Raw genomic sequence first — 20,960 nt, 5'->3', positions numbered from 1 at the left:
TAAAAAAATGAGTTTAACAGCGATCGGAGCAGCTATTGCTGCATTTACAGGATTGGGAGCAGGTCTTGGCATCGGTATAGCCACAGCCAAGGCTACAGATGCTGTTGCAAGACAGCCTGAGGCTGACGGCAAGATCATGAAGCTTCTTCTTTTGGGATGTGCCCTTGCAGAGGCTACAGCTATTTACGGTTTCGTAGTAGCTATCATGATTATTCTGTTTCTTGGATGATAAGTCATTTATACAAAGGGGAAAACCGTGCTAAACGTTAATCTTTGGAATATTTTATGGACAGTTGTAAATTTACTTATTCTCTATTTTCTCATCAAAAAATTTCTTTTCGGAAGAGTTGATGAAATTCTTGAAAAGAGAAGAGCTGAGGTGGAAGAGGCTTCAAAGGCAGCTGACGAGATGATCGAGGAGGCCAAGAAGGCCAAGGCTGAATACCAGCAGAGAATAGAGCTTGCTGATGAGGAGAAGGAGCAGATCCTTGCCGACATCAAGAAGCAGGGCTATGACGAGTACGAGCGCATTGTGGGCGAGGCCAGGAAGAAGGGCGAGCAGATCGTCACTGAGGCAAGGCACAATGCAGAAGTTGAGAACGAGAGAGCCAAGGAAGTATATGCAGCTCAGCTTGCTGATATGGTTGTGGAGGCAGCTTCCAAGATTGCTGCAACCAAACACAGCACTGCACAGGACAGAGAACTCTATGACAAATTTATAAATGAAGCAGGGGCAGGAAAATGAGTAAGAATCTTAAGGCAACATTACGATATGCTGCCACAGCTCCCAGCGGGGAACAGATTGAGAAGATCAAGTCTGTCCTTTGCGGAAAATTCGGTGTCAGTGCTTCTGATATCGAAGTGGAGATCCGGGAAGATTCTTCCATCGGAGGCGGCTTTATTGTTTCATGCGGTAATTTTGAATATGACTGGAGTGATGCCGGAAGAGCCAAACAGCTTCGCTCTGAGCTAATAAATACCCGCAGTGATGACACAGATCCCGGCAGGATCATTTCCATGTTCAGCCAGAAGGTTGAAGATTTTGATACTTCTGTGGGCAACAGAGAAGTGGGATTTGTTGACTGGGTAGGCGATGGCATAGCCAATGTAACAGGAATCGAGCATGCATTTTACGGTGAGATCATAGAATTTGAAGATGGAACCAGAGGCATGGCTCAGGATATCAGAGAGGATCATATAGGTTGTATCCTTTTTGGCAACGATGCAGGAATCAGACAGGGAACAAGAGCTGTCAGGACCTACAAAGAAGCCGGTATTCCTGTGGGAGAAGCATTTATAGGAAGAGTTGTAGATGCTCTTGGTATGCCCCTTGACGGACTCGGAGATATCAAAGAATCAGGATACAGATCCGTAGAGGGAAGGGCTCCCGGAATCATCGAGAGACAGTCTGTTAATGAACCTCTTCAGACAGGTATTCTTTCTATTGATACTATGTTCCCTATCGGAAGAGGACAACGAGAGCTCATTATCGGTGACAGACAGACCGGTAAGACTTCCATTGCGTTAGATACCATCATCAACCAGAAGGGCAAGGATGTTATCTGTATTTATGTTGCCATCGGACAGAAGGCATCAACCGTTGCCAAGCTGGTACAGACTCTTAAAAAGACAGGAGCCATGGACTACACCATAGTTGTCAGCTCAACAGCTGCGGACATGGCACCTCTACAGTATATTGCACCTTATTCAGGAACAGCCCTTGCTGAGTATTTTATGCTCCAGGGCAAGGCCGTACTTGTGGTATATGACGATCTTTCCAAGCATGCGGTTGCTTACAGAGCAATTTCACTCCTGCTGGAGAGACCACCGGGACGAGAAGCATATCCCGGAGACGTATTTTATCTGCATTCAAGGCTTCTTGAGAGATCAAGCAAGCTTTCATCGGAATTGGGAGGAGGCTCTATTACAGCTCTTCCTATTATTGAGACCCAGGCAGGAGATGTTTCTTCATACATTCCTACCAATGTTATCTCTATTACAGACGGACAGATTTTCCTTGAGAGTGATCTGTTCTTCGAGGGTATGAGACCTGCTGTCAATGTAGGACTTTCTGTATCCCGTGTAGGTAGTGCCGCTCAGACAAAGGCCATGAAGAAGGCTGCGGGAAGCATCAGAGTTGACCTGGCACAGTACAGAGAAATGGCAGTATTTACCCAGTTTAGCTCAGACCTTGATGAGACCACCAAGAATCAGCTTCGTCACGGCAATGTTCTTATGGAGCTACTTAAACAGCCCCTGGAGCATCCTCTTTCTATGCATCAGCAGGTAATCATACTTGTGGCTGCAGGTTCCGGCAGGCTTGATATGGTTCCGGTTCCTAAGGTAAGAGAGTGTAAAGAGAAACTCCTTAAGTTCTTTGAATCGGAGCATGCCGATATCTGCGGAGAACTTGAGAGAAGCGGAGAAATGTCAGATCAGCTCAAGAGACGTATCCTTGATGCTGTAGATTCATTTATGGAAGATGAGAAAGAGTAATGGCGACGATCAAGGAAATAAGGGATCGTATTAATTCCGTTAACGATACCCGTAAAATTACAAATGCGATGTACCTTATATCCTCTACCAAGCTTAGGAAGGCAAGGAAAATGCTCACGGATACAGAGCCCTTCTTTTTCTCCACCATAGCTATGATCAAAAGGGTTGTAAGTAATCTTCCTGAGGGTGTTGATAATATTTTCCTGGAGTCAAGGCTTGATATCCCCGAAAAGGAAAGAAGAAAAGGCTACATCATTTTTACAGATGATAAAGGACTGGCCGGGGCCTTCAACCACGATGTGTTATCTGTGGCGGAGGAGCATATCAGAAGCGACGGAGATAAATGGAAGCTCTTCGTTATAGGTGAAGTGGGAAGATTCCACTTTTTAACAAAGAATATGCCTATCGAAGAGTCCTTCATGTTTACTTCTCAGAACCCGACACTTCATCGAGCCAGGAAAATAGCGGCTGAGATTCTCGACTACTATTATTCCAGACAGATAGACGAGTTTTATATAGTCTATACTACCGTTCATGGAACTACCTGCGAGACCAGATTCGAGAAGCTTCTGCCTCTGGATATCATTACAGACATTCGAAAGAAGTCGCTGACACCGGGGGCAATCCTGGATGAATTCCTTATGGAACCCAGTCCGTCAGCTATTTTGGACAATATTGTCCCTAACTATATAACAGGATTTATTTACGGAGCATTGGTTGAGTCTTTCTGTAGTGTCCAGAGTTCCAGAATGATGGCAATGGACGCAGCCAACAAGAATGCGGAGAAGATGATCTCCAATCTCCAGAGAACTTATAACAGACAGAGACAGGCCATGATAACCCAGGAGATAACGGAGGTTGTCAGCGGAGCCAAGGCACTTAAACGTGCCAAGATGCAGAAGGCTGCCAAGAACGATCAGATCCTGAGAGCAGGCGATGCAAAATACATTGATGAAACGAGGACACATCTTTGAAAAACGGCAAGATAATTCAGGTCATGGGGCCTGTAGTAGATGTAAAATATGAGGACACTGATCTCCCCTACATTAGTGATGCTCTTGAGGTATATGTTGAAGACAGCAAGCGCGTTATGGAGGTTGCACAGCATATAGGACACGATACGGTGCGCTGTATCATGCTTTCTCCCAGTGAGGGACTTGCCAAGGATATGGAGGTCATTCACACAGGGGGATCTATATCTGTTCCTGTAGGAAATGAAGTTCTGGGCAGGCTATTTAATGTTTTGGGCGAAACCATTGATCATAAGGGAGATTGCAACACCGCGGAGAAATGGACTATTCACAGAGAACCCCCCAAGCTTGTGGATCAGAGCCCTGTAGTAGAGGTCCTCGAAACAGGAATCAAGGTTATCGATCTTCTTGCCCCCTATGCCAAGGGCGGAAAAATCGGACTTTTCGGAGGTGCCGGTGTTGGTAAGACCGTGCTTATTCAGGAGCTTATCCAGAACATTGCCACTGAGCACGGCGGATATTCCATTTTTACCGGTGTAGGAGAGCGTTCCAGAGAGGGTAACGACCTTTGGTCTGAGATGACTGAATCCGGAGTTATAGCCAAGACTGCCCTTGTTTTCGGACAGATGAATGAGCCACCGGGAGCCCGTATGCGAGTTGCTGAGACGGGACTTACCATGGCTGAGTATTTCAGAGATGTTAAGCACCAGGATGTGCTTTTGTTTATTGATAATATTTTCCGTTTTGTTCAGGCGGGTTCTGAGGTATCAGCTCTTCTTGGAAGAATGCCCTCAGCCGTTGGTTATCAGCCCACACTGGCCACAGATCTTGGAATGCTTCAGGAGAGGATCACTTCCACAAGACTTGGTTCCGTTACTTCCGTACAGGCTGTCTATGTTCCTGCGGATGACCTTACAGACCCGGCTCCGGCAACTACTTTTGCCCATCTGGATGCTACAACGGTACTCTCCAGAAAGATTGTTGAGCAGGGAATTTATCCTGCTGTTGATCCCCTTGAATCCTCAAGCCGTATTCTTGAGGCTGACATTGTGGGACAGGAGCACTATGAGACAGCCACCAAGGTTCAGGAGATCCTTCAGAAGTACAAGGAACTTCAGGATATCATTGCCATCCTTGGTATGGAGGAGCTCAGTGACGAGGACAAGATGACAGTACATAGAGCCAGAAAGATCCAGAGATTCCTGTCACAGCCTTTCCACGTAGCAGAGCAGTTTACAGGACTTAAGGGTAAATATGTACCTCTTGCTGAGACCATCAAGGGCTTCAAGGCCATTATTTCAGGAGAGATGGACAGATATCCTGAATCTGCATTCTTTAATGTGGGCACCATAGATGAGGTCATTGAGAAGGCTAAACAGATTGAGGCGTAATTTATGAGTGAAAGAAATGTTCCAACCTTTGGACTTAAGGTGATATCCGTCAATGGAATATTCTTTGATGATCAGGCTGAGGAGATCATTCTTCCCTGCGAGGATGGGGAACTGGCTATCCTGGCCAACCACGAGGAGATGATCCTTGCCATCAGCGATGGCGTCATCAAGATCAAGAAGAAGGGCGGAGACTGGATTTACGGAGTCGTAAGTCTGGGATCATTGCAGGTTACCACTGATAACAGATGTACAGTCATCGTTAATACAGTTGAGAAGCCTGAGGATATTGATAAGAGAAGAGCCCAGGAGGCCTATGAATTCGCACTTGAGCATCTTCAGCAGAAGCAGTCTATCAAGGAGTTCAAGAAGTCCCAGGCGGGACTGGCAAGAGCCCTTACAAGACTTAAGGCTGCCAGTAAGTATACGGATTGATATATTTGGAGTAATAAGGAGAAAATTTTTGTTTAATTCCATTAAAAGATATTCCGCACTGATGATTTCAGTGCTTCTTATGTGCATGCTCTTTGGCTGTGGAAAGAAAAACTCCCAGGAGCTTTCCGATTACAAAGAGAATATGACTACCTTCTATAACAAGCTTTCATATTATGATACGGAAATTAATACCATCGACCCGGAAGGTGAGGATGCAACTGCCCAGCTTCTTTTACTGATGGATCAGATGAATGAGGCCTACAAGCTGATGGCTGATTATCAGGTTCCCGAGGAATTTGATTCTATAGCTGATATCTCCAAGGAAGCGGCTGATTATATGCAGAGTGCCAACGAGTATTACCATCTTGCCTACGACGGAGAGTTCGATGAGAACAATGAAGATCTGGCAAGGCAGTATTATGAGAGAGCCAACAGCCGTGTTCAGGTTATGCTTCAGGTTCTTCACGGAGAGATTCCCGAGGGGGACAATGTCATTGTCACAACTCAGGAGGCGGGTCAATTTTCAACTATCGGAGATGATTAAGCTTTAGAATGAGTCAGAATAAGTTTTTATATGCTGTAAAATTCATAGCATGTCTTATGGTTATCACCATACACGTGAGATTTCCGGCACCTGTGGGACTTTATGTTACCGCACTGGCAAGGTTTGCGGTGCCGTTTTTCTTTGCGGTATCGGGAAGATTTCTTCTGGCTGATGCCTGCAGCACTGAGGATATAAGAGTCAGAGCATGGCATTCTCTAAAAAAGCTTCTTGGGATCACCGCAGTGGTTTATCTGATCTACCAGCTGTACTCGGTTATTTATCATTTGGTAATCGGCGTGAGCTTATCCAATGTTATTTCAGACAGGTTCAATTTCGGTTCATTCAAGAGATTTCTTCTTTTTAATTCAGGAAAAGTAATATATGATGACAGCTACGCATTTGACCATATGTGGTATCTTTTTGCCATGATCTATGTGCTGCTGTTTGTATTTATTTTTGCTCCGGCACTTAAAAGTTCTTATAAGCCGGTTATGATCTGTCTGATGCTCTTTCTGCATTTCTTTACATTCATGCAGGGAATCCGTGAAATAAGGATCCTGGGCATCAGCTTTACTACCTGGTATGTGACAAGAAGCTGGCTATTTACAGGTATTCCCTATGTATTTCTGGGAATGCTCTGGGCTGACATAGTAAGGAAAGTCAAAACGGACAGAACCCCTGAAGAATATGAGAGAATAGCAAGACTCTGGAAGATTCCCGGGATATGCTTTATTACAACAGGTATCCTTTCTACCTGTGTTGAGGCCTACCTGATGGGAGACAGGGATATTTACATAGGTTCACTGCTTATGGTTCTTGGGATAATGCTGTTGTCCGAAGCCTATGCCGACAGAGGAACCTATATCTGGAAGATGGGTCAAAAAGCATCATCAAATATTTACTTTTACCATGTCCTTATCCTGGCAGTACTTAATCTGCTGGCGGATATGGGGATTATCAGCAACATACCGGCAGGAATCAAGCCTTTGGCGATAATGGTTATCTCGATACTGTTATTTTTCTTTATTCCGGAATTATATCGTAGCGTTATTAATGTTAAAAAAGGTTAATTCTATGACTTGTAAATTAACCTTTTTTTCTTATATAGTAGTAAACAGTACGTTTTACAGAGGTAGTTAGATGAACAGACAGGAATTTATTGAGTTTAGCAGAGATAAAATTGTATTTTTGGACGGAGCTACAGGCACCAATCTCATGAAGGCAGGAATGCCCGCGGGAGTGTGTCCTGAAGCCTGGATCCTTGAACATAAAGATGTGATGCTGGATCTTCAGAAGAGATATGTGGAGGCAGGAACCAACATTTTATATGCACCTACTTTTACCGGTAACAGGATCAAGCTGGCGGATTACGGCTTGGGGGATAAGATTGAGGAGATAAATACTGACCTTGTAAAGCTGGCTAAAGAGGCTGCAGGTGATAAGGCGCTTGTGGCAGGCGATCTTACTATGACAGGAAGACAGCTGCGACCCATCGGTGATCTTGATTTTGAGGAACTTATTGAGGTTTATAAGGAGCAGACACAGATACTGGAGAAGGCAGGCTGCGACATTCTGGTTGTAGAGACCATGATGAGCCTTCAGGAGTGCAGAGCAGCACTTATTGCGGCCAAGGAAGTATCTGACCTGGCAGTTATGGTGACACTTACCTTTGAAGCTGACGGTAGAACCCTATATGGTTCTGATGCCGCAGCCAGCGCTATAACCCTGGAGGCATTGGGCGCCTGTGCCATAGGAGCCAACTGCTCAACAGGTCCCGATAAGATGGAAGAGATCATCCGCAACATGGCCTGTGTAACCAATATTCCAATCATCGCCAAGCCTAACGCGGGACTTCCCTCTGTGAATCCCGACGGAACAACGGGCTATGACATGGATTCGGATACTTTCAGAAGTGAGATGAAGAGACTTATCACTGCAGGAGCATCCATTATCGGTGGCTGCTGTGGTACAACTCCGGAATATATACAGGGACTTAAAGAAGAATACGGCCAACTTGTATTATCTGAATTAAGGGATAAAGAAGGAAACAGCATTCCCAGAAAGATCTGCGGAAGAAGATATCTTTCTTCTGAGAGAAGGAGTCTTTCCTTCGGAATGAACGATCCTTTTATGATAGTGGGAGAGAGAATCAATCCCACCGGTAAAAAGAAACTTCAGGCACAGCTTAGAGAGGGAAATCTCGATATGGTCTGCGACTTTGCCGCCAGTCAGGAGAGTGAAGGCGCATCCATTCTTGATATCAATGTGGGAATGAGCGGCATTGATGAAAAGGTCATGATGCTCAAGGTTATGGAAGAAGTTATGTCTATTACGGATCTTCCATTATGCATCGATACCAGCTCTGCGGAGGTTATGGAAGCGGCACTTCGCATCTATCCCGGAAGAGCCCTCATGAATTCTATCTCACTTGAGAAGGGCAAAGCTGAAGTATTCCTTCCTCTGGCAAAGAAGTATGGCGCAATGTTTATTCTTTTACCCTTAAATCCTGATGGACTTCCCAAGGACAGTGAAGAGAAGATAGGCAATATAGAGAAATTGTCCGCCATGGCCTATGAGCAGGGAATGACTAAAGAGGATATCGTGGTGGACGGTCTTGTGGCCACAGTGGGAGCGGAGCCTTCCGCAGCCATAAATACTCTGGATACCATTGACTACTGCTACGAGAATGATTTTGCTACCATTTGCGGACTTTCCAATATTTCCTTCGGTCTTCCGGAGAGAATGAATGTTAACACCGCATTTCTTACCATGGCCATAGACAGAGGTCTTACCATGGCCATCGCCAATCCCTCCCAGGAGCTTTTGGTGAATGCAGCTTTTGCTTCCGATCTTCTCAAGAAAAAGGAAGGGGCTGACATCAGATATATCGAGAGAATGCAGATAATCAGCGAAAGAAATGCCGAGAAGGAAGCAGCACTGAAGGCTTTGGAGGCATCTGCCAAGGCCGGAAACACAGGAAATACCTGGACCGGTGCAAGCCCTGCTTCAGGATCCGGTGATAAGGCTGCCGCAGCAGCTGCCGGAAGTCCGGAGACTGATGCTCTTGCTGTGATAAAAAAGGATGTTCTTACAGGAAATAAGAGAACCATCGTAAGAGATACCGAGAATGCCATAAACACCGGAATTGAAGCCAAGACTATTCTTAATGATGTGCTTATGCCCGCTATCAACGAAGTGGGAGAGCTTTTTGACAAGGGAAAATACTTCCTTCCTCAGCTCATATCAGGAGCAGAAGCCATGAAGATGTCCATCGGATATCTGGAACCCCTTCTTCAGAAGGACGCTGAAGGCGCTCCCAAGCTTCCTACCGTGGTTATCGCTACTGTTCACGGTGATATTCATGATATAGGCAAGAATCTGGTGGCCCTTATGCTCAAAAACTACGGTTTTGATGTGATAGATCTTGGCAAGGATGTTCCCAAGGAAGAAATCGTGAAGGCCGCAATAGAGCACAATGCCAGCATAATTGCACTGTCAGCTCTTATGACCACCACCATGAAAGAAATGAAAAATGTGGTGGAGTATGCACACGAGAACAAAGTTAATGCTAAAATAGTAATAGGTGGTGCTGTAGTCACCAGAGATTATGCAATGGAAATCGGCGCAGACGGCTATTCTACCGATGCTGCCGATGCTGTAAGAGTAATAAAGAACATTCTGAATTTAGACTAAATTTTGATACCCGATATACGGAGGTTTGTATGATAGGTGCGGAAGCCATTGTAAGATGTCTTGAAAAAGAAAAAACAGAGGTTGTTTTTGGATATTCAGGAGTAGCCATCGATCCATTTTGGAACGAGATGCTAAAGAGCAACATCAAGAGAGTTCTTGTGAGAACGGAGCAGAATGCAGCTCATCTTGCCAGCGGCTTTGCCCGTATCAGCGGTAAAGTTGGCGTTTGCGCTGTTACATCAGGCCCCGGTGCCACCAATCTTATAACCGGAATCGCCACAGCTTATGCTGACAGTATTCCTCTTGTTGCCATCACCGGCCAGGTCAACAGCGATATGATCGGCAGTGACGTATTCCAGGAGGCTGATATCACCGGTGCTGTGGAATCATTTGTTAAATACAGCTATCTCATCAGGGATGTCAATGATATCCCCAGGATTATCAAGGAGGCCTTTTACATCGCAGGAACCGGCAGAAGAGGCCCTGTCCTTATCGATATTCCCTTTGATGTTCAGAATGCTGAGTTCACTGAGAAGTTCAGCTATCCTGAATCAATCTCCATGAGAAGCTATAAGCCCACCGTCAAGGGTAATATTGTTCAGATCAAAAAAGTTATAAAGGAAGTTGAGGAGGCCAAGCGCCCTATCATCTGTGTGGGCGGCGGTGTTCATCTGAGCCAGGCCACAGCGGAGATAAGAAAATTTGCTGAGCTTAACAGCGTGCCTGTGGTATCCACTATGATGGGAATCGGTGTTATGCCATCAGAGCATCCTCTTTATTTCGGCATGGTGGGCAATAACGGTCAGCCCTATGCCAACAGAGCCATGAATGAATCCGACCTTCTTCTTATGGTTGGTGCCAGGGTGGCAGACAGAGCTGTCAACAGACCGGATCTTATCACCGAGAATAAGGTTATGGTACATATAGATGTGGATCCTGCTGAGATTGGTAAGAATGTGGGTCCTACAATTCCTCTTGTAGGTGATATCAAGCATATTTTCCAGGATTTCCTGGAGCAGGACGATCACGCTGACAATCACAGCGACTGGCTGGAGCTTCTTAACAGTTACAAAAAAGAGATGGCCTCCGGCAGAATACCGAGACAGGGCGACTATGTGGAACCCAAGGATTTTATTACCAGACTGTCCAATGCCATGGAGGATGATGCTATTTATGTGGCGGATGTAGGTCAGAATCAGATGTGGTCCTGTGCCTATCACCTGGTGAGAAACGGCAGATTCCTCACCTCCGGCGGAATGGGAACCATGGGATACTCCATCCCGGCGGCCATGGGAGCCAAACTTGCGGCCAAGAACAAGCAGGTGGTGGCTGTTATCGGAGACGGAGCTTTCCAGATGTCCATGATGGAGCTTGCCACCATGAGACAGTACGGAATCAAGATCAAGATAATTGTTATGAAGAACGGTTTCCTTGGAATGGTAAGAGAGCATCAGCATTACGCTTATGATGACAATTATTCCATGGTAGAGCTCAAGGGAGATCCCGATCTTTCCCTTATTGCTGCAGCCTACGGTCTTGGCTATATGAAGGTCAACGGAAACAGCGATCTGGACGCAGAGCTCAAGGAGTTCTTTAAAGATGATGAATCCTGTCTTATGGAAGTAAGAGTTGATCCTTTGGAACTTGTAAAATTCTGACAGAAACTAAAGAGGACTGAACATGAAGAGAATCTATTCCGTTCTTGTAGAAAACAGAGCAGGTGTACTGTCCAAGGTAGCGGGCCTGTTCTCAAGAAGAAATTTCAATATCGATTCACTGGTTGTAGGTGAGACCGCGGATCACAGTGTGTCCTGTATGACCATTGTATCCAGCGGTGATGAGAGAACCATAGAGCAGATCGAGAAGCAGCTCAACAAAAAGATTGATGTCATCAAGGTCAAGACCTTCAAGGAGAGCATGAGTATCAACAGAGAGCTGATGCTTATGAAGGTTAAGTATAACAAGGAGAACCGCCGCGACATCATGGAGAACTGCGAGATCATGCATGCCCAGATCGTGGATATGTCCAAGAATATGATGATCATCCAGATCTGCGACACTTCAGACAGGATCGAGCTTTTCATCGAGATGCTCAAGAGTGTCAGCATCGTAGAAATCGCCCGCACCGGTACGGTGGCCCTTACCAAGTGTAAGGAACAATAATGTTAACTCTGAAAAGTTAATCCATAATTTAATGATTAATGCTATAATGACCTCTGTGTATGATTGAACGGAGGTCATTTTATTGTGATAGAGAATAATCGTGGGACATTTTCTGGGAAAATAGGTTTTGTGCTTTCGGCTGCGGGAGCATCGGTAGGACTGGGGAATATCTGGAGATTTCCTTACCTTTGCGCCAAGTACGGCGGAGGAATCTTCCTTATCGTTTATATCCTTCTGGCAGTTACCTTTGGCTACACCATGATAGTAGCTGAGACTGCAGTGGGAAGATCCACAGGTAAGAGTCCTGTGGGAGCTTTTAATTCACTCAGCGGCAATAAGCTCATGGGGCTGGGCGGCTGGATCAATGCCATTATCCCTATTCTTATCGTGCCCTATTATTCAGTTATCGGCGGCTGGGTATGCAAATATTTATTCGAATACATCAGATCTGATGTGAATACCATCGCTACAGATACATTCTTTGTTGATTTCATTTCAAATGGTCAGATGGCTGAGCTTTGGTTTATTATCTTTGCGGTTCTTGTTCTTGGAGTAATATTCATGGGCGTTGAGAACGGTATCGAGAGAGTGTCCAAGATAATGATGCCTGTACTTGTGGTTCTTGCAATCATCATCTGCATCTATTCAGTGACAAGACCCGGAGCTCTTGCGGGAGTTAAATTCCTTTTTGTGCCCAATGTCAGTGATTTCTCCATAATGACAGTGGTTACAGCCATGGGACAGATGTTTTATTCCCTGTCCATTGCCATGGGAATCCTTATTACCTTTGGTTCTTATGTAAAAAAAGAGGTCAGCATCCATAATTCTACTGTTCAGGTAGAAGTGTTTGATACAGCAATTGCTATACTTGCCAGCCTTATGATCATTCCTGTTGTTTTCTCATATTACAACGGAGATCCCAGCATGCTTAAAGCAGGTCCTTCACTTATGTTTATTACCATGCCCAAGATCTTTGCCAGCATGGGATTCGGCAAGGTGATAGGTATTCTTTTCTTTGCTCTTGTGCTTTTTGCAGCCCTCACCAGTGCCATTGCCCTTACAGAGAGCGCGGTATCAACATTTTCCGATGAATTCGGTTGGAGCAGAAAAAGGGGAACCATAATCATGGCGATCATCATGGTAGTCCTGGGAAGTCTTTCATCCCTTGGTAACGGTCCTCTTGCAGAGGTTAAGATAATCGGCATGCAGTTCCTGGATTTCTTTGATTTCCTTACCAACTCAGTAATGATGCCTATTGCGGCTTTTGCCACATGTCTCCTTATCACAAGATATATGGGAATTGCCAAGCTCCAGGAAGAGGTTGAGCTCGGGGGACATCCTTTCAGAAGAAAGAATATCTTTGCATTTATGATTCGTTTCCTTTGCCCTGTATTTGTTGTGATAATATTTGTCAGTGCTATTCTCAATGTATTTGGTATTATCCAGATGTGAGGGATTGACGAATTTTCAGAAAATTATAGACCTTAATTACCTCCTGACTGTATAATTGTATTTGGGTTACTTAATTTACAATACAATATATAGTTAAGGAGGTTTTTCTTTATGGCACGTTTTACACTACCAAGGGACATCTATCATGGAAAGGGAGCTCTTGAAGCTCTTAAAACTCTTGAGGGAAAGAGAGCCATCGTTTGCGTTGGAGGAAGCTCCATGAAAAAAGGTGGATTCCTTCAGAAGGTAGAAGACTACCTTAAGGAAGCTGGTATGGAAGTTGAGTTGTTTGAGGGCATCGAGCCTGATCCTTCTGTTGAAACAGTTATGAAGGGCGCTGAGGCTATGCAGAAGTTCCAGCCCGACTGGATCGTAGCTATTGGTGGCGGTTCACCTATCGATGCTGCCAAGGCTATGTGGATCAAATATGAATATCCTGAGACCACATTTGAAGACATGTGCAAGGTATTCGGACTTCCCAAGCTTCGTACAAAGGCTCATTTCTGCGCTATTCCTTCAACATCCGGAACAGCTACAGAGGTTACAGCATTTTCTATCATCACAGATTATTCAAAGGGAATCAAATATCCTATAGCTGATTTTGAGATCACACCTGATGTTGCCATCGTTGATCCCGAGCTTACCCATACAATGCCTATCAAGCTCGTTGCTCATACCGGAATGGATGCCATCACTCATGCCATCGAGGCTTATGTTTCAACAGCTAACTGCGATTATACAGACGGCCTTGCTATTCATGCTATCGAGATGATCCAGGCTAATCTGGTTAAGTCCTATAACGGCGACCTTGAGTCAAGAGATCTGATGCATAACGCTCAGTGTCTTGCAGGTATGGCTTTCTCCAATGCGCTTCTGGGAATCGTTCACTCCATGGCTCATAAGACAGGAGCTGCCTTTGCAGACAAGGGAGCACACATCATCCACGGCGCAGCCAATGCTATGTACCTTCCTAAGGTTATCGCATTCAACGCCAAGGACGAGACCGCTAAAAAGCGCTACGGCGTAATCGCTGATTACATGCATCTGGGCGGATCCAGTGATGATGAGAAGGTTAAACTCCTTATCGAGTACCTCCGCAAGATGAACGACGATCTCAAGATACCTCACGGCATTAAGAACTACGGTGCTGACGGACTTCCTGCAGATCAGGGCTTCGTTGCTGAGGACGTATTCCTTGAGAGACTCCATGATATCGCAGCCAATGCTATTCTTGACGCCTGCACAGGTTCCAATCCTCGTCAGCCCAGCCAGGAAGAGATGGAGAAGCTCCTTAAGTGCTGCTACTACGATACCGAGGTTGATTTCTGATAAAAATATTCTGCTATGCCTGTTTATAAATTAGTTGAAAATGAGATATTTTTTCCAAAGCCACAGCTTGCAGAGGATGACGGTCTTCTGGCGGTTGGCGGAGATCTTTCCGTGGAAAGGCTTATCCTTGCCTACAGTAACGGGATTTTTCCCTGGTATGATAAGGACGGACCCATTATGTGGTGGTGCCCCAAGGAGAGATTCATTATAAGGCCATCGGAGATCCATGTTTCTCATTCCATGAAAAAGTTTGCAAAAAAGCATGATATCGAAGCTAAGTTAAACAGAGACTTTGCGGACACTATGCACAGATGCAGGCTTAAACGTGAATTTAATGAAGGAACCTGGATCACAGATGAGATGGAGGTCGCCTATAAGAAGCTGGCGGACCTTAACCTGGCCATAAGCGTTGAGGCTTTTGTGGACGGAGAACTGGCAGGAGGACTCTACGGTGTAAGTCTTGGGAAGTGCTTTTTCGGAGAGAGCATGTTTTCTGATAAGGAGAACGGATCCAAGATAGCATTGATCCTTCTTTCGCGGATTCTTGCTGAGAACGGATATCTCATGATCGACTGCCAGTTCCATACTCCTCATCTTGAGAGTATGGGCGGAGTGCGCATCAGCTATGAGGAATATGAGAAACTCCTTAGAGCAGGCGGTTTGTAGAAGATTACAGTTGAATTAACTCTTAAGGGCTCACATTGTGGGCCCTTTTCTTTTTATTCACGGCGCTTTAATACGTTAAAAAACTGCAAGTTTAAAGCACAAAATAAAAAGTTGTTGACTTATATCTATAGGGTGCTATAATTGAGAATAATTAGTTCAAAAAATTAAAAAACCTGCTGAAAACATATCGATAAAACGATAAAAACACAGAGTATAAATTAGCACATTAAAGTGCTAAAGGATATAGTTAATAACTGGATTGCAGCGGGTTTTGAGGAGAGGAAAATGCAGAAAAAAGTATTTCAGCTTCTTGTTGATAATACTTCAGGTGTTCTTTCCAGAATATCAGGTCTTTTTTCAAGACGTGGATATAACATCGAGAGTATTACAGCGGGAGTTACGGCAGATCCGAGATTTACCAGAATTACAATTGTAGCTTCCGGAGACGACATTATTCTTGACCAGATTGAGAAGCAGGTTGCCAAGCTTGTGGATGTCAGGGATATACATGAACTTTTGCCGGAGGAGTCTGTTTACAGAGAACTTGCCATGATCAAGGTAAGAGCTGAGGCAGACAAGAGACAGTCTATTCTGGCTACAGCCAATATTTTCAGAGGCAACATCGTTGATGTCAGCCCTGATTCACTTATTATCGAGATCACAGGTAATCAGTCCAAGATCGATGCTTTCCTCAAGCTCCTTGAGGGGTATGAGATCTTAGAGCTTGCCAGAACCGGTATAGCAGGCCTTGGAAGAGGTACCGACAAGGTTATTTACCTTGATGAATGATGTTAATAAATTAAATTGATGAATAAAGAGATGGAGGAAAAACTAATGTCACAGGATGCACGTATTTTTTATCAGGAAGATTGTAATTTATCACTCTTAGAGGGCAAGACCATTGCCATCATCGGTTACGGTTCACAGGGACACGCTCATGCCCTCAACCTGAAGGATTCAGGCTGCAACGTAGTAATCGGTCTTTACGAGGGGTCCAAGAGCAAGGCTAAGGCTGAGTCTCAGGGACTTAAGGTTTACAATACAAAAGAGGCTGCCAAGATGGCAGATATCATCATGATCCTTATCAATGATGAGAAGCAGGCTAAGATGTACAAAGAGGACATCGAGCCCAACCTTCAGCCCGGCAACATGCTTATGTTCGCTCACGGCTTCAACGTACACTTCGGACTTATCAAGGCTCCCAAGGATGTTGACGTTGCCATGATCGCTCCCAAGGCTCCCGGACACACAGTTCGCAGTGAGTATCAGGCCGGTAAGGGAACACCTTGTCTTGTAGCTGTTGAGCAGGATGCTACAGGTAAGGCTCTTGATCTTGCACTTGCTTATGGCGCAGGTATCGGCGGTGCAAGAGCAGGTATCCTTGAGACAACCTTCAGAACAGAGACAGAGACTGACCTCTTCGGCGAGCAGGCAGTTCTTTGTGGCGGTGTTTGCGCACTTATGCAGGCTGGTTTCGAGACTCTTGTTGAGGCAGGCTATGATCCAAGAAACGCATACTTCGAGTGCGTACATGAGATGAAGCTTATCGTTGACCTTATCTATCAGTCAGGTTTTGCAGGAATGAGATATTCAATTTCCAACACAGCTGAGTACGGTGATTACATTACAGGACCTAAGCTTGTTACAGAAGAGACCAAGAAGACCATGAAGAAGATCCTTTCCGATATCCAGGACGGTACATTTGCTAAGGAATTCCTTCTTGATATGTCAGAGGCCGGCGGACAGGTACACTTCCAGGCAATGAGAAAGCTTGCAGCTGAGCATCCCGCTGAGCAGGTTGGTGCTGAGATTCGTAAACTCTACAGTTGGAACAATGAGTCAGACAAGCTCATCAACAACTAATATTGTTTGAAAATGTCTTTAAAGTAGAATAGAATTAATGAGAGTGTCATTATGTTTATGTAAATATAATGACACTCTTTTATCGTGTTATTTGAGGAGATTATGAAATGTCAGATTTTGGTTTTAAGGACTACAAGGTAAGCAGTGAAAACGTGGAAAAGAAGTGGTATGTTCCTGTGATCATGTTTGCCAGTTCTTATGTGATGTATATTCTTGCATTACTTCCGATCTTTATATCAAGAGGCTTACCCTTTTTCTATTACGGTGATTACAACATCCAGCAGGTTCCCTTTTATATTCTTGCTCACAGGGCGGTAGAGAATGGCGATTTTTTCTGGAACTGGAATGTGGACCTGGGCGGAACCATGTTCGGAGATTTTGCATTTTACCTCTGGGGAAGTCCCTTCTTCTGGATCACAATGCTTTTCCCTGAGAGTGCAATTCCATATCTTATGCCTTTTCTTATGGCTCTTAAGTATGCGTCAGCTGCCACCTGTGCTTATATCTATATCAGACGTTACGTGAGAAAATATACCAATGCCATGATGGGAGGCTATCTTTTTGCTTTTTCCGGCTTCAATGCCTGCAATATAGTATTTAATCATTTCACGGATTCTGTGGCCTTTTTCCCTTTGTTCCTGATGACCTTTGAGGAACTTATGGCTGTGGATGACAAGGCGGGCAGGGGCAGATTTAGACTTTCCGGAAAGAAGTTCATATTCTTTGTAATTATGACCATGTATATGTCCGTTGTTAACTACTATTTCTTCTTCGGACAGGTACTTTTTCTGGTTATATATTTCTGCATCAGATATATCAGAGGCAACAGCTTCACAAACGTGTGCAGGATGTTCCTGAGGGCCCTTTCAGGAGGCATTCTGGGGGTTATGATAGCAGCATTTTTCCTGCTCCAGGCCTTTGCTGGAATCCAGGGCAATTCAAGACTTGATAACTTCATCACCGGCTACGATATGCTGATCTATCCCAGTGAGAAGCTTATCTGGGATATTGTAAAAAGCGTATCCATGCTGCCTGATATCATTGGCAAGGGTACTCTGTTTTATACCGGAACAGTTAAGAATGCATCATTGGCAGCATATATTCCGCTCTTTGGCATTTCGGGAGTAGTGGCATTTTTCCTTCTCAACAAAAAGAGAAACTGGGAAAAGAGCATGCTCATTCTTTGCGCTGTGTTTGCTTTTATCCCTGTGTTCAATGCATCTTTCTCAATGTTTAACAGCTCATATTATGCAAGATGGTACTATATGCCCATCCTTCTTATGTGCCTTATGACCGCACAGGTTCTGGAGAGAGGCAAGTCTCCTCAGCTCAAAAAAGGTGCGCTTACAGCAGTTTTCATGTTCCTGATGTTTGTAGTGATATATCTGCTTCCTTCAAAGAATGATGACGGCAAGATTGTTTTCTTTAACATGTCCGACAACAACAAGATTTTTATCAGGGATATGATAGGTTCTGCGATCCTGAGCCTTGTGCTTATACTGGTTGTTTTCGTCCTTCCCAGAAACAAGACTCTGAAGAACATCGAAGGCATCGAGATCAAGCGTCCCCTTATCAGATTCAGGGATAAGATAATCCTTGCGGCGGTCATTGTCAGCTGTATTCTTTCGACCTTTATCCCTGTCAAAAACGGAAGCTCAATAATCAGTGACCGAGGAAAAGAGAAGTGGCAGGAGCAGATGCTCTTTAACAAAGTTGAGGTTGACCAGAGCCATTTCTGCAGAGGAGAAGTTGACAGTACCTCCACCAACTACGATATGGTATGGGGAATTCCGTCCATTCATTGCTTCTTAAGTACAGTTCCTTCCGAGATATTTGACTTCTTAAAGGGAAGCTGCGGAATCACTAGAACTGTTGAGACCAATCTTCCTGTAAACAGAGCAGGTGCCAGGGCAATCCTGTCTGCCAGATATTATTTTGAAAACGCCATCATCAGCAAGAACAGGGTGTACAGTAACGGTGAAGGTACTGACGGTTATTATTTTGCTGACAATAAGGATGATTTTGATATTTTTGAAAATCTGAATTTTATACCTATGGGATTTACCTTTGATCATTACATCAGAGAGTCCGAATGGAAGACCATGAAGGCTTCAGACCATGACTATGACCTTGTCAGAGCACTGATCCTGCCGGATGATGTGGTTGATAAGTATGGTAATACTCTGATGATGACTGAGATAACTGCGGATTACCTTATAGACAACAGTCTTTCTTATAATGAGTTTGCGGAAGAGTGCAGAAAGAGAGCAGAAACCTCCTGTCAGAGCTTTGAAACAGATACCTATGGCTTTACTGCCATGACCACAATGCTTAAGGACAACACGCTGGTATTCTTCTCGGTTCCAAGCACAGAGGGCTTCAGCTGCACCGTAGACGGCCAGGACACACCTGTTTTAAAGGCGGATTACGGTCTTATGGCAATTCCTGTATCCGGCGGTATCCATGAGATAAGAGTTAACTATGAACCTGAAGGCTTGAAGGCCGGCGCTGCGTTAAGCGGTCTGGGACTGATTATTTTAATGGTATATGTGGCAATGACATTAAAAAATATCAAGAAAAACGATTAAATTTGTTATGTTATAAATCTCATTTTGCTATGTTATATTTACTATTATAATTTTGATATAAATTAAGGAGATATGGTATGAGTGGAATGACTATGAGCCAGAAGATACTGGCAGCCCATGCAGGACTTGAGAAGGTGGAAGCAGGTCAGCTGATCGAGGCAAATCTTGACCTGGTACTTGGCAATGATATCACAAGCCCTGTTGCTATCAATGAGATGAAGAAATTCAACAAAGAAGGGGTTTTTGACAAGGATAAGATTGCCCTTGTACCTGATCACTTTGTACCAAATAAGGACATTAAGTCTGCAGAGAATTGCAAGTGCGTAAGGGAGTTCGCTCTTCGCAACAAGATAACCAACTATTTCGAAGTTGGCCAGATGGGTATTGAACATGCTCTTTTACCTGAGCAGGGTCTTACAGTAGCAGGTGATCTCATTATCGGTGCTGACTCACACACCTGTACCTATGGCGCTCTGGGAGCATTCTCCACAGGAATCGGCTCAACCGATATGGCTGCCGGAATGGCAACAGGAAAGGCCTGGTTCAAGGTTCCTTCCGCCATTAAGTTCAACATTGTCGGCAAGCCCTCCAAATGGGTAAGCGGAAAGGATGTAATACTTCATATCATCGGAATGATAGGCGTTGACGGCGCTCTTTACAAGTCAATGGAGTTCGTGGGAGAGGGTATCAGGAACCTTTCCATGGATGACAGATTTACTATTGCCAACATGGCCATTGAGGCCGGCGGCAAGAACGGTATTTTCCCTGTGGACGACATTGCCATTGCATACATGAAGGAGCATGCGCCTAACAGAGAATTTACTGTATATGAGGCTGATCCCGATGCGGTTTATGATGAAGAGTACACAATCGACCTCAGCACTCTGAAGTCAACAGTGGCATTCCCTCACCTTCCTGAGAATACACATACCTTCGACGATATCGATGAGATTAAGATTGACCAGGTTGTTATCGGATCATGTACCAACGGCCGAATTGATGACCTCAGAATAACTGCAGAGGTTCTTACTGACCACCATGTGGCTGAGGGAATCAGATGCATCATTATTCCTGCCACACAGAAGATTTACTTACAGGCAATGGAAGAAGGACTTCTTAAGACATTTATCGAGGCAGGCGCCATTGTTTCAACTCCTACCTGCGGTCCATGTCTCGGAGGATATATGGGAGTTCTTGCTTCCAAGGAGAGATGCGTTTCAACCACCAACCGTAACTTCGTCGGAAGAATGGGAGCAATAGATTCTGAGATCTATCTTGCATCACCTGCGGTAGCGGCAGCCAGCGCTGTAACCGGTAAGGTTTCACAGCCTTCTGAGCTGGGACTGTAATAAACAGATCATAGACCAATATT

General features: G+C 44.7%; 18 protein-coding genes. All 18 read left to right on the top strand.

What is annotated here, in order from left to right; genetic code table 11:
- Window positions 1-7: 7 nt before the first annotated feature.
- The 18 genes from atpE to leuC all read left to right on the top strand — a co-directional run bounded on the left by atpE (window position 8) and on the right by leuC (window position 20,937).
- Complete coding sequence (atpE, locus tag T359_RS0102230) at window positions 8-229, top strand: ATP synthase F0 subunit C (RefSeq protein WP_022776764.1); 222 nt, start codon at window positions 8-10, stop codon at window positions 227-229.
- Between the two features lie 27 nt (window positions 230-256).
- A complete protein-coding gene (atpF, locus tag T359_RS0102225; RefSeq protein WP_026516065.1) occupies window positions 257-745 on the top strand; it encodes a F0F1 ATP synthase subunit B in 489 nt (162 codons plus the stop codon).
- Window positions 742-2,496: a F0F1 ATP synthase subunit alpha gene (atpA, locus tag T359_RS19010; protein ID WP_035783467.1), complete on the top strand. Its 1,755-nt coding sequence runs from the start codon at window positions 742-744 to the stop codon at window positions 2,494-2,496. Before atpF ends, atpA begins: the two co-directional genes overlap by 4 nt.
- The gene (gene atpG / locus T359_RS0102215; protein ID WP_026516064.1) at window positions 2,496-3,470 is read left to right on the top strand and encodes an ATP synthase F1 subunit gamma; all 975 of its coding nucleotides are present in this window, start codon (window positions 2,496-2,498) and stop codon (window positions 3,468-3,470) included. The genes atpA and atpG overlap by 1 nt, the downstream gene beginning before the upstream one ends.
- Window positions 3,467-4,858 (top strand): F0F1 ATP synthase subunit beta, encoded by a 1,392-nt coding sequence (atpD, locus tag T359_RS0102210; RefSeq protein ID WP_026516063.1) that lies wholly within the window; start codon window positions 3,467-3,469, stop codon window positions 4,856-4,858. Before atpG ends, atpD begins: the two co-directional genes overlap by 4 nt.
- Before the next feature lie 3 nt (window positions 4,859-4,861).
- Entirely contained in the window at window positions 4,862-5,290 is a 429-nt protein-coding gene (gene atpC, locus T359_RS0102205) for an ATP synthase F1 subunit epsilon (protein WP_026516062.1), read from the top strand.
- A gap of 28 nt (window positions 5,291-5,318) precedes the next feature.
- Window positions 5,319-5,834 carry a hypothetical protein gene (locus T359_RS0102200; RefSeq protein WP_026516061.1) on the top strand — a complete coding sequence of 172 codons (516 nt, stop codon included), beginning with the start codon at window positions 5,319-5,321 and terminating at the stop codon, window positions 5,832-5,834.
- An 8-nt stretch (window positions 5,835-5,842) separates the two neighbouring features.
- A complete protein-coding gene (locus tag T359_RS0102195) occupies window positions 5,843-6,904 on the top strand; it encodes an acyltransferase family protein (RefSeq protein WP_026516060.1) in 1,062 nt (353 codons plus the stop codon).
- 70 nt (window positions 6,905-6,974) lie between these two features.
- Window positions 6,975-9,527, top strand: a complete 2,553-nt coding sequence (locus T359_RS0102190) for a homocysteine S-methyltransferase family protein (protein ID WP_026516059.1) — start codon at window positions 6,975-6,977, stop codon at window positions 9,525-9,527.
- Window positions 9,528-9,556: 29 nt separating this feature from the next.
- Complete coding sequence (ilvB, locus tag T359_RS0102185; RefSeq protein ID WP_026516058.1) at window positions 9,557-11,185, top strand: biosynthetic-type acetolactate synthase large subunit; 1,629 nt, start codon at window positions 9,557-9,559, stop codon at window positions 11,183-11,185.
- A 22-nt stretch (window positions 11,186-11,207) separates the two neighbouring features.
- Complete coding sequence (ilvN, locus tag T359_RS0102180; RefSeq protein ID WP_022776756.1) at window positions 11,208-11,690, top strand: acetolactate synthase small subunit; 483 nt, start codon at window positions 11,208-11,210, stop codon at window positions 11,688-11,690.
- Between the two features lie 84 nt (window positions 11,691-11,774).
- On the top strand, window positions 11,775-13,142 hold the full coding sequence (locus tag T359_RS0102175) for a sodium-dependent transporter (RefSeq protein ID WP_155839953.1): 1,368 nt from the start codon (window positions 11,775-11,777) through the stop codon (window positions 13,140-13,142).
- A gap of 111 nt (window positions 13,143-13,253) precedes the next feature.
- Window positions 13,254-14,471 carry an iron-containing alcohol dehydrogenase gene (locus T359_RS0102170; RefSeq protein ID WP_026516056.1) on the top strand — a complete coding sequence of 406 codons (1,218 nt, stop codon included), beginning with the start codon at window positions 13,254-13,256 and terminating at the stop codon, window positions 14,469-14,471.
- 15 nt (window positions 14,472-14,486) lie between these two features.
- Window positions 14,487-15,137: a leucyl/phenylalanyl-tRNA--protein transferase gene (gene aat / locus T359_RS0102165; protein WP_026516055.1), complete on the top strand. Its 651-nt coding sequence runs from the start codon at window positions 14,487-14,489 to the stop codon at window positions 15,135-15,137.
- Between the two features lie 285 nt (window positions 15,138-15,422).
- Window positions 15,423-15,926 (top strand): acetolactate synthase small subunit, encoded by a 504-nt coding sequence (ilvN, locus tag T359_RS0102160; protein WP_026516054.1) that lies wholly within the window; start codon window positions 15,423-15,425, stop codon window positions 15,924-15,926.
- Window positions 15,927-15,971: 45 nt separating this feature from the next.
- Window positions 15,972-17,000 carry a ketol-acid reductoisomerase gene (gene ilvC, locus T359_RS0102155; protein ID WP_026516053.1) on the top strand — a complete coding sequence of 343 codons (1,029 nt, stop codon included), beginning with the start codon at window positions 15,972-15,974 and terminating at the stop codon, window positions 16,998-17,000.
- Between the two features lie 107 nt (window positions 17,001-17,107).
- Entirely contained in the window at window positions 17,108-19,588 is a 2,481-nt protein-coding gene (locus T359_RS0102150) for a YfhO family protein (RefSeq protein ID WP_026516052.1), read from the top strand.
- Between the two features lie 77 nt (window positions 19,589-19,665).
- Window positions 19,666-20,937, top strand: a complete 1,272-nt coding sequence (gene leuC / locus T359_RS0102145) for a 3-isopropylmalate dehydratase large subunit (RefSeq protein ID WP_026516051.1) — start codon at window positions 19,666-19,668, stop codon at window positions 20,935-20,937.
- The last annotated feature ends 23 nt before the right edge of the window (window positions 20,938-20,960 follow it).

Source organism: Butyrivibrio sp. MC2021, assembly GCF_000621605.1.
GTDB lineage: Bacteria > Bacillota > Clostridia > Lachnospirales > Lachnospiraceae > Butyrivibrio.
Note: the sequence above shows the minus strand (reverse complement) of the source record. Positions and strands in the feature narration are given on the sequence as shown.

Coding starts and splice junctions, on each gene's coding strand:
- atpA (WP_035783467.1), top strand. CDS start 742: ATGAGTAAGAATCTTAAGGCAACATTACGATATGCTGCCACAGCTCCC.
- atpG (WP_026516064.1), top strand. CDS start 2,496: ATGGCGACGATCAAGGAAATAAGGGATCGTATTAATTCCGTTAACGAT.
- T359_RS0102190 (WP_026516059.1), top strand. CDS start 6,975: ATGAACAGACAGGAATTTATTGAGTTTAGCAGAGATAAAATTGTATTT.
- leuC (WP_026516051.1), top strand. CDS start 19,666: ATGAGTGGAATGACTATGAGCCAGAAGATACTGGCAGCCCATGCAGGA.
- ilvN (WP_022776756.1), top strand. CDS start 11,208: ATGAAGAGAATCTATTCCGTTCTTGTAGAAAACAGAGCAGGTGTACTG.
- T359_RS0102170 (WP_026516056.1), top strand. CDS start 13,254: ATGGCACGTTTTACACTACCAAGGGACATCTATCATGGAAAGGGAGCT.
- ilvN (WP_026516054.1), top strand. CDS start 15,423: ATGCAGAAAAAAGTATTTCAGCTTCTTGTTGATAATACTTCAGGTGTT.
- aat (WP_026516055.1), top strand. CDS start 14,487: ATGCCTGTTTATAAATTAGTTGAAAATGAGATATTTTTTCCAAAGCCA.
- atpC (WP_026516062.1), top strand. CDS start 4,862: ATGAGTGAAAGAAATGTTCCAACCTTTGGACTTAAGGTGATATCCGTC.
- T359_RS0102195 (WP_026516060.1), top strand. CDS start 5,843: ATGAGTCAGAATAAGTTTTTATATGCTGTAAAATTCATAGCATGTCTT.
- ilvC (WP_026516053.1), top strand. CDS start 15,972: ATGTCACAGGATGCACGTATTTTTTATCAGGAAGATTGTAATTTATCA.
- ilvB (WP_026516058.1), top strand. CDS start 9,557: ATGATAGGTGCGGAAGCCATTGTAAGATGTCTTGAAAAAGAAAAAACA.
- T359_RS0102150 (WP_026516052.1), top strand. CDS start 17,108: ATGTCAGATTTTGGTTTTAAGGACTACAAGGTAAGCAGTGAAAACGTG.
- atpE (WP_022776764.1), top strand. CDS start 8: ATGAGTTTAACAGCGATCGGAGCAGCTATTGCTGCATTTACAGGATTG.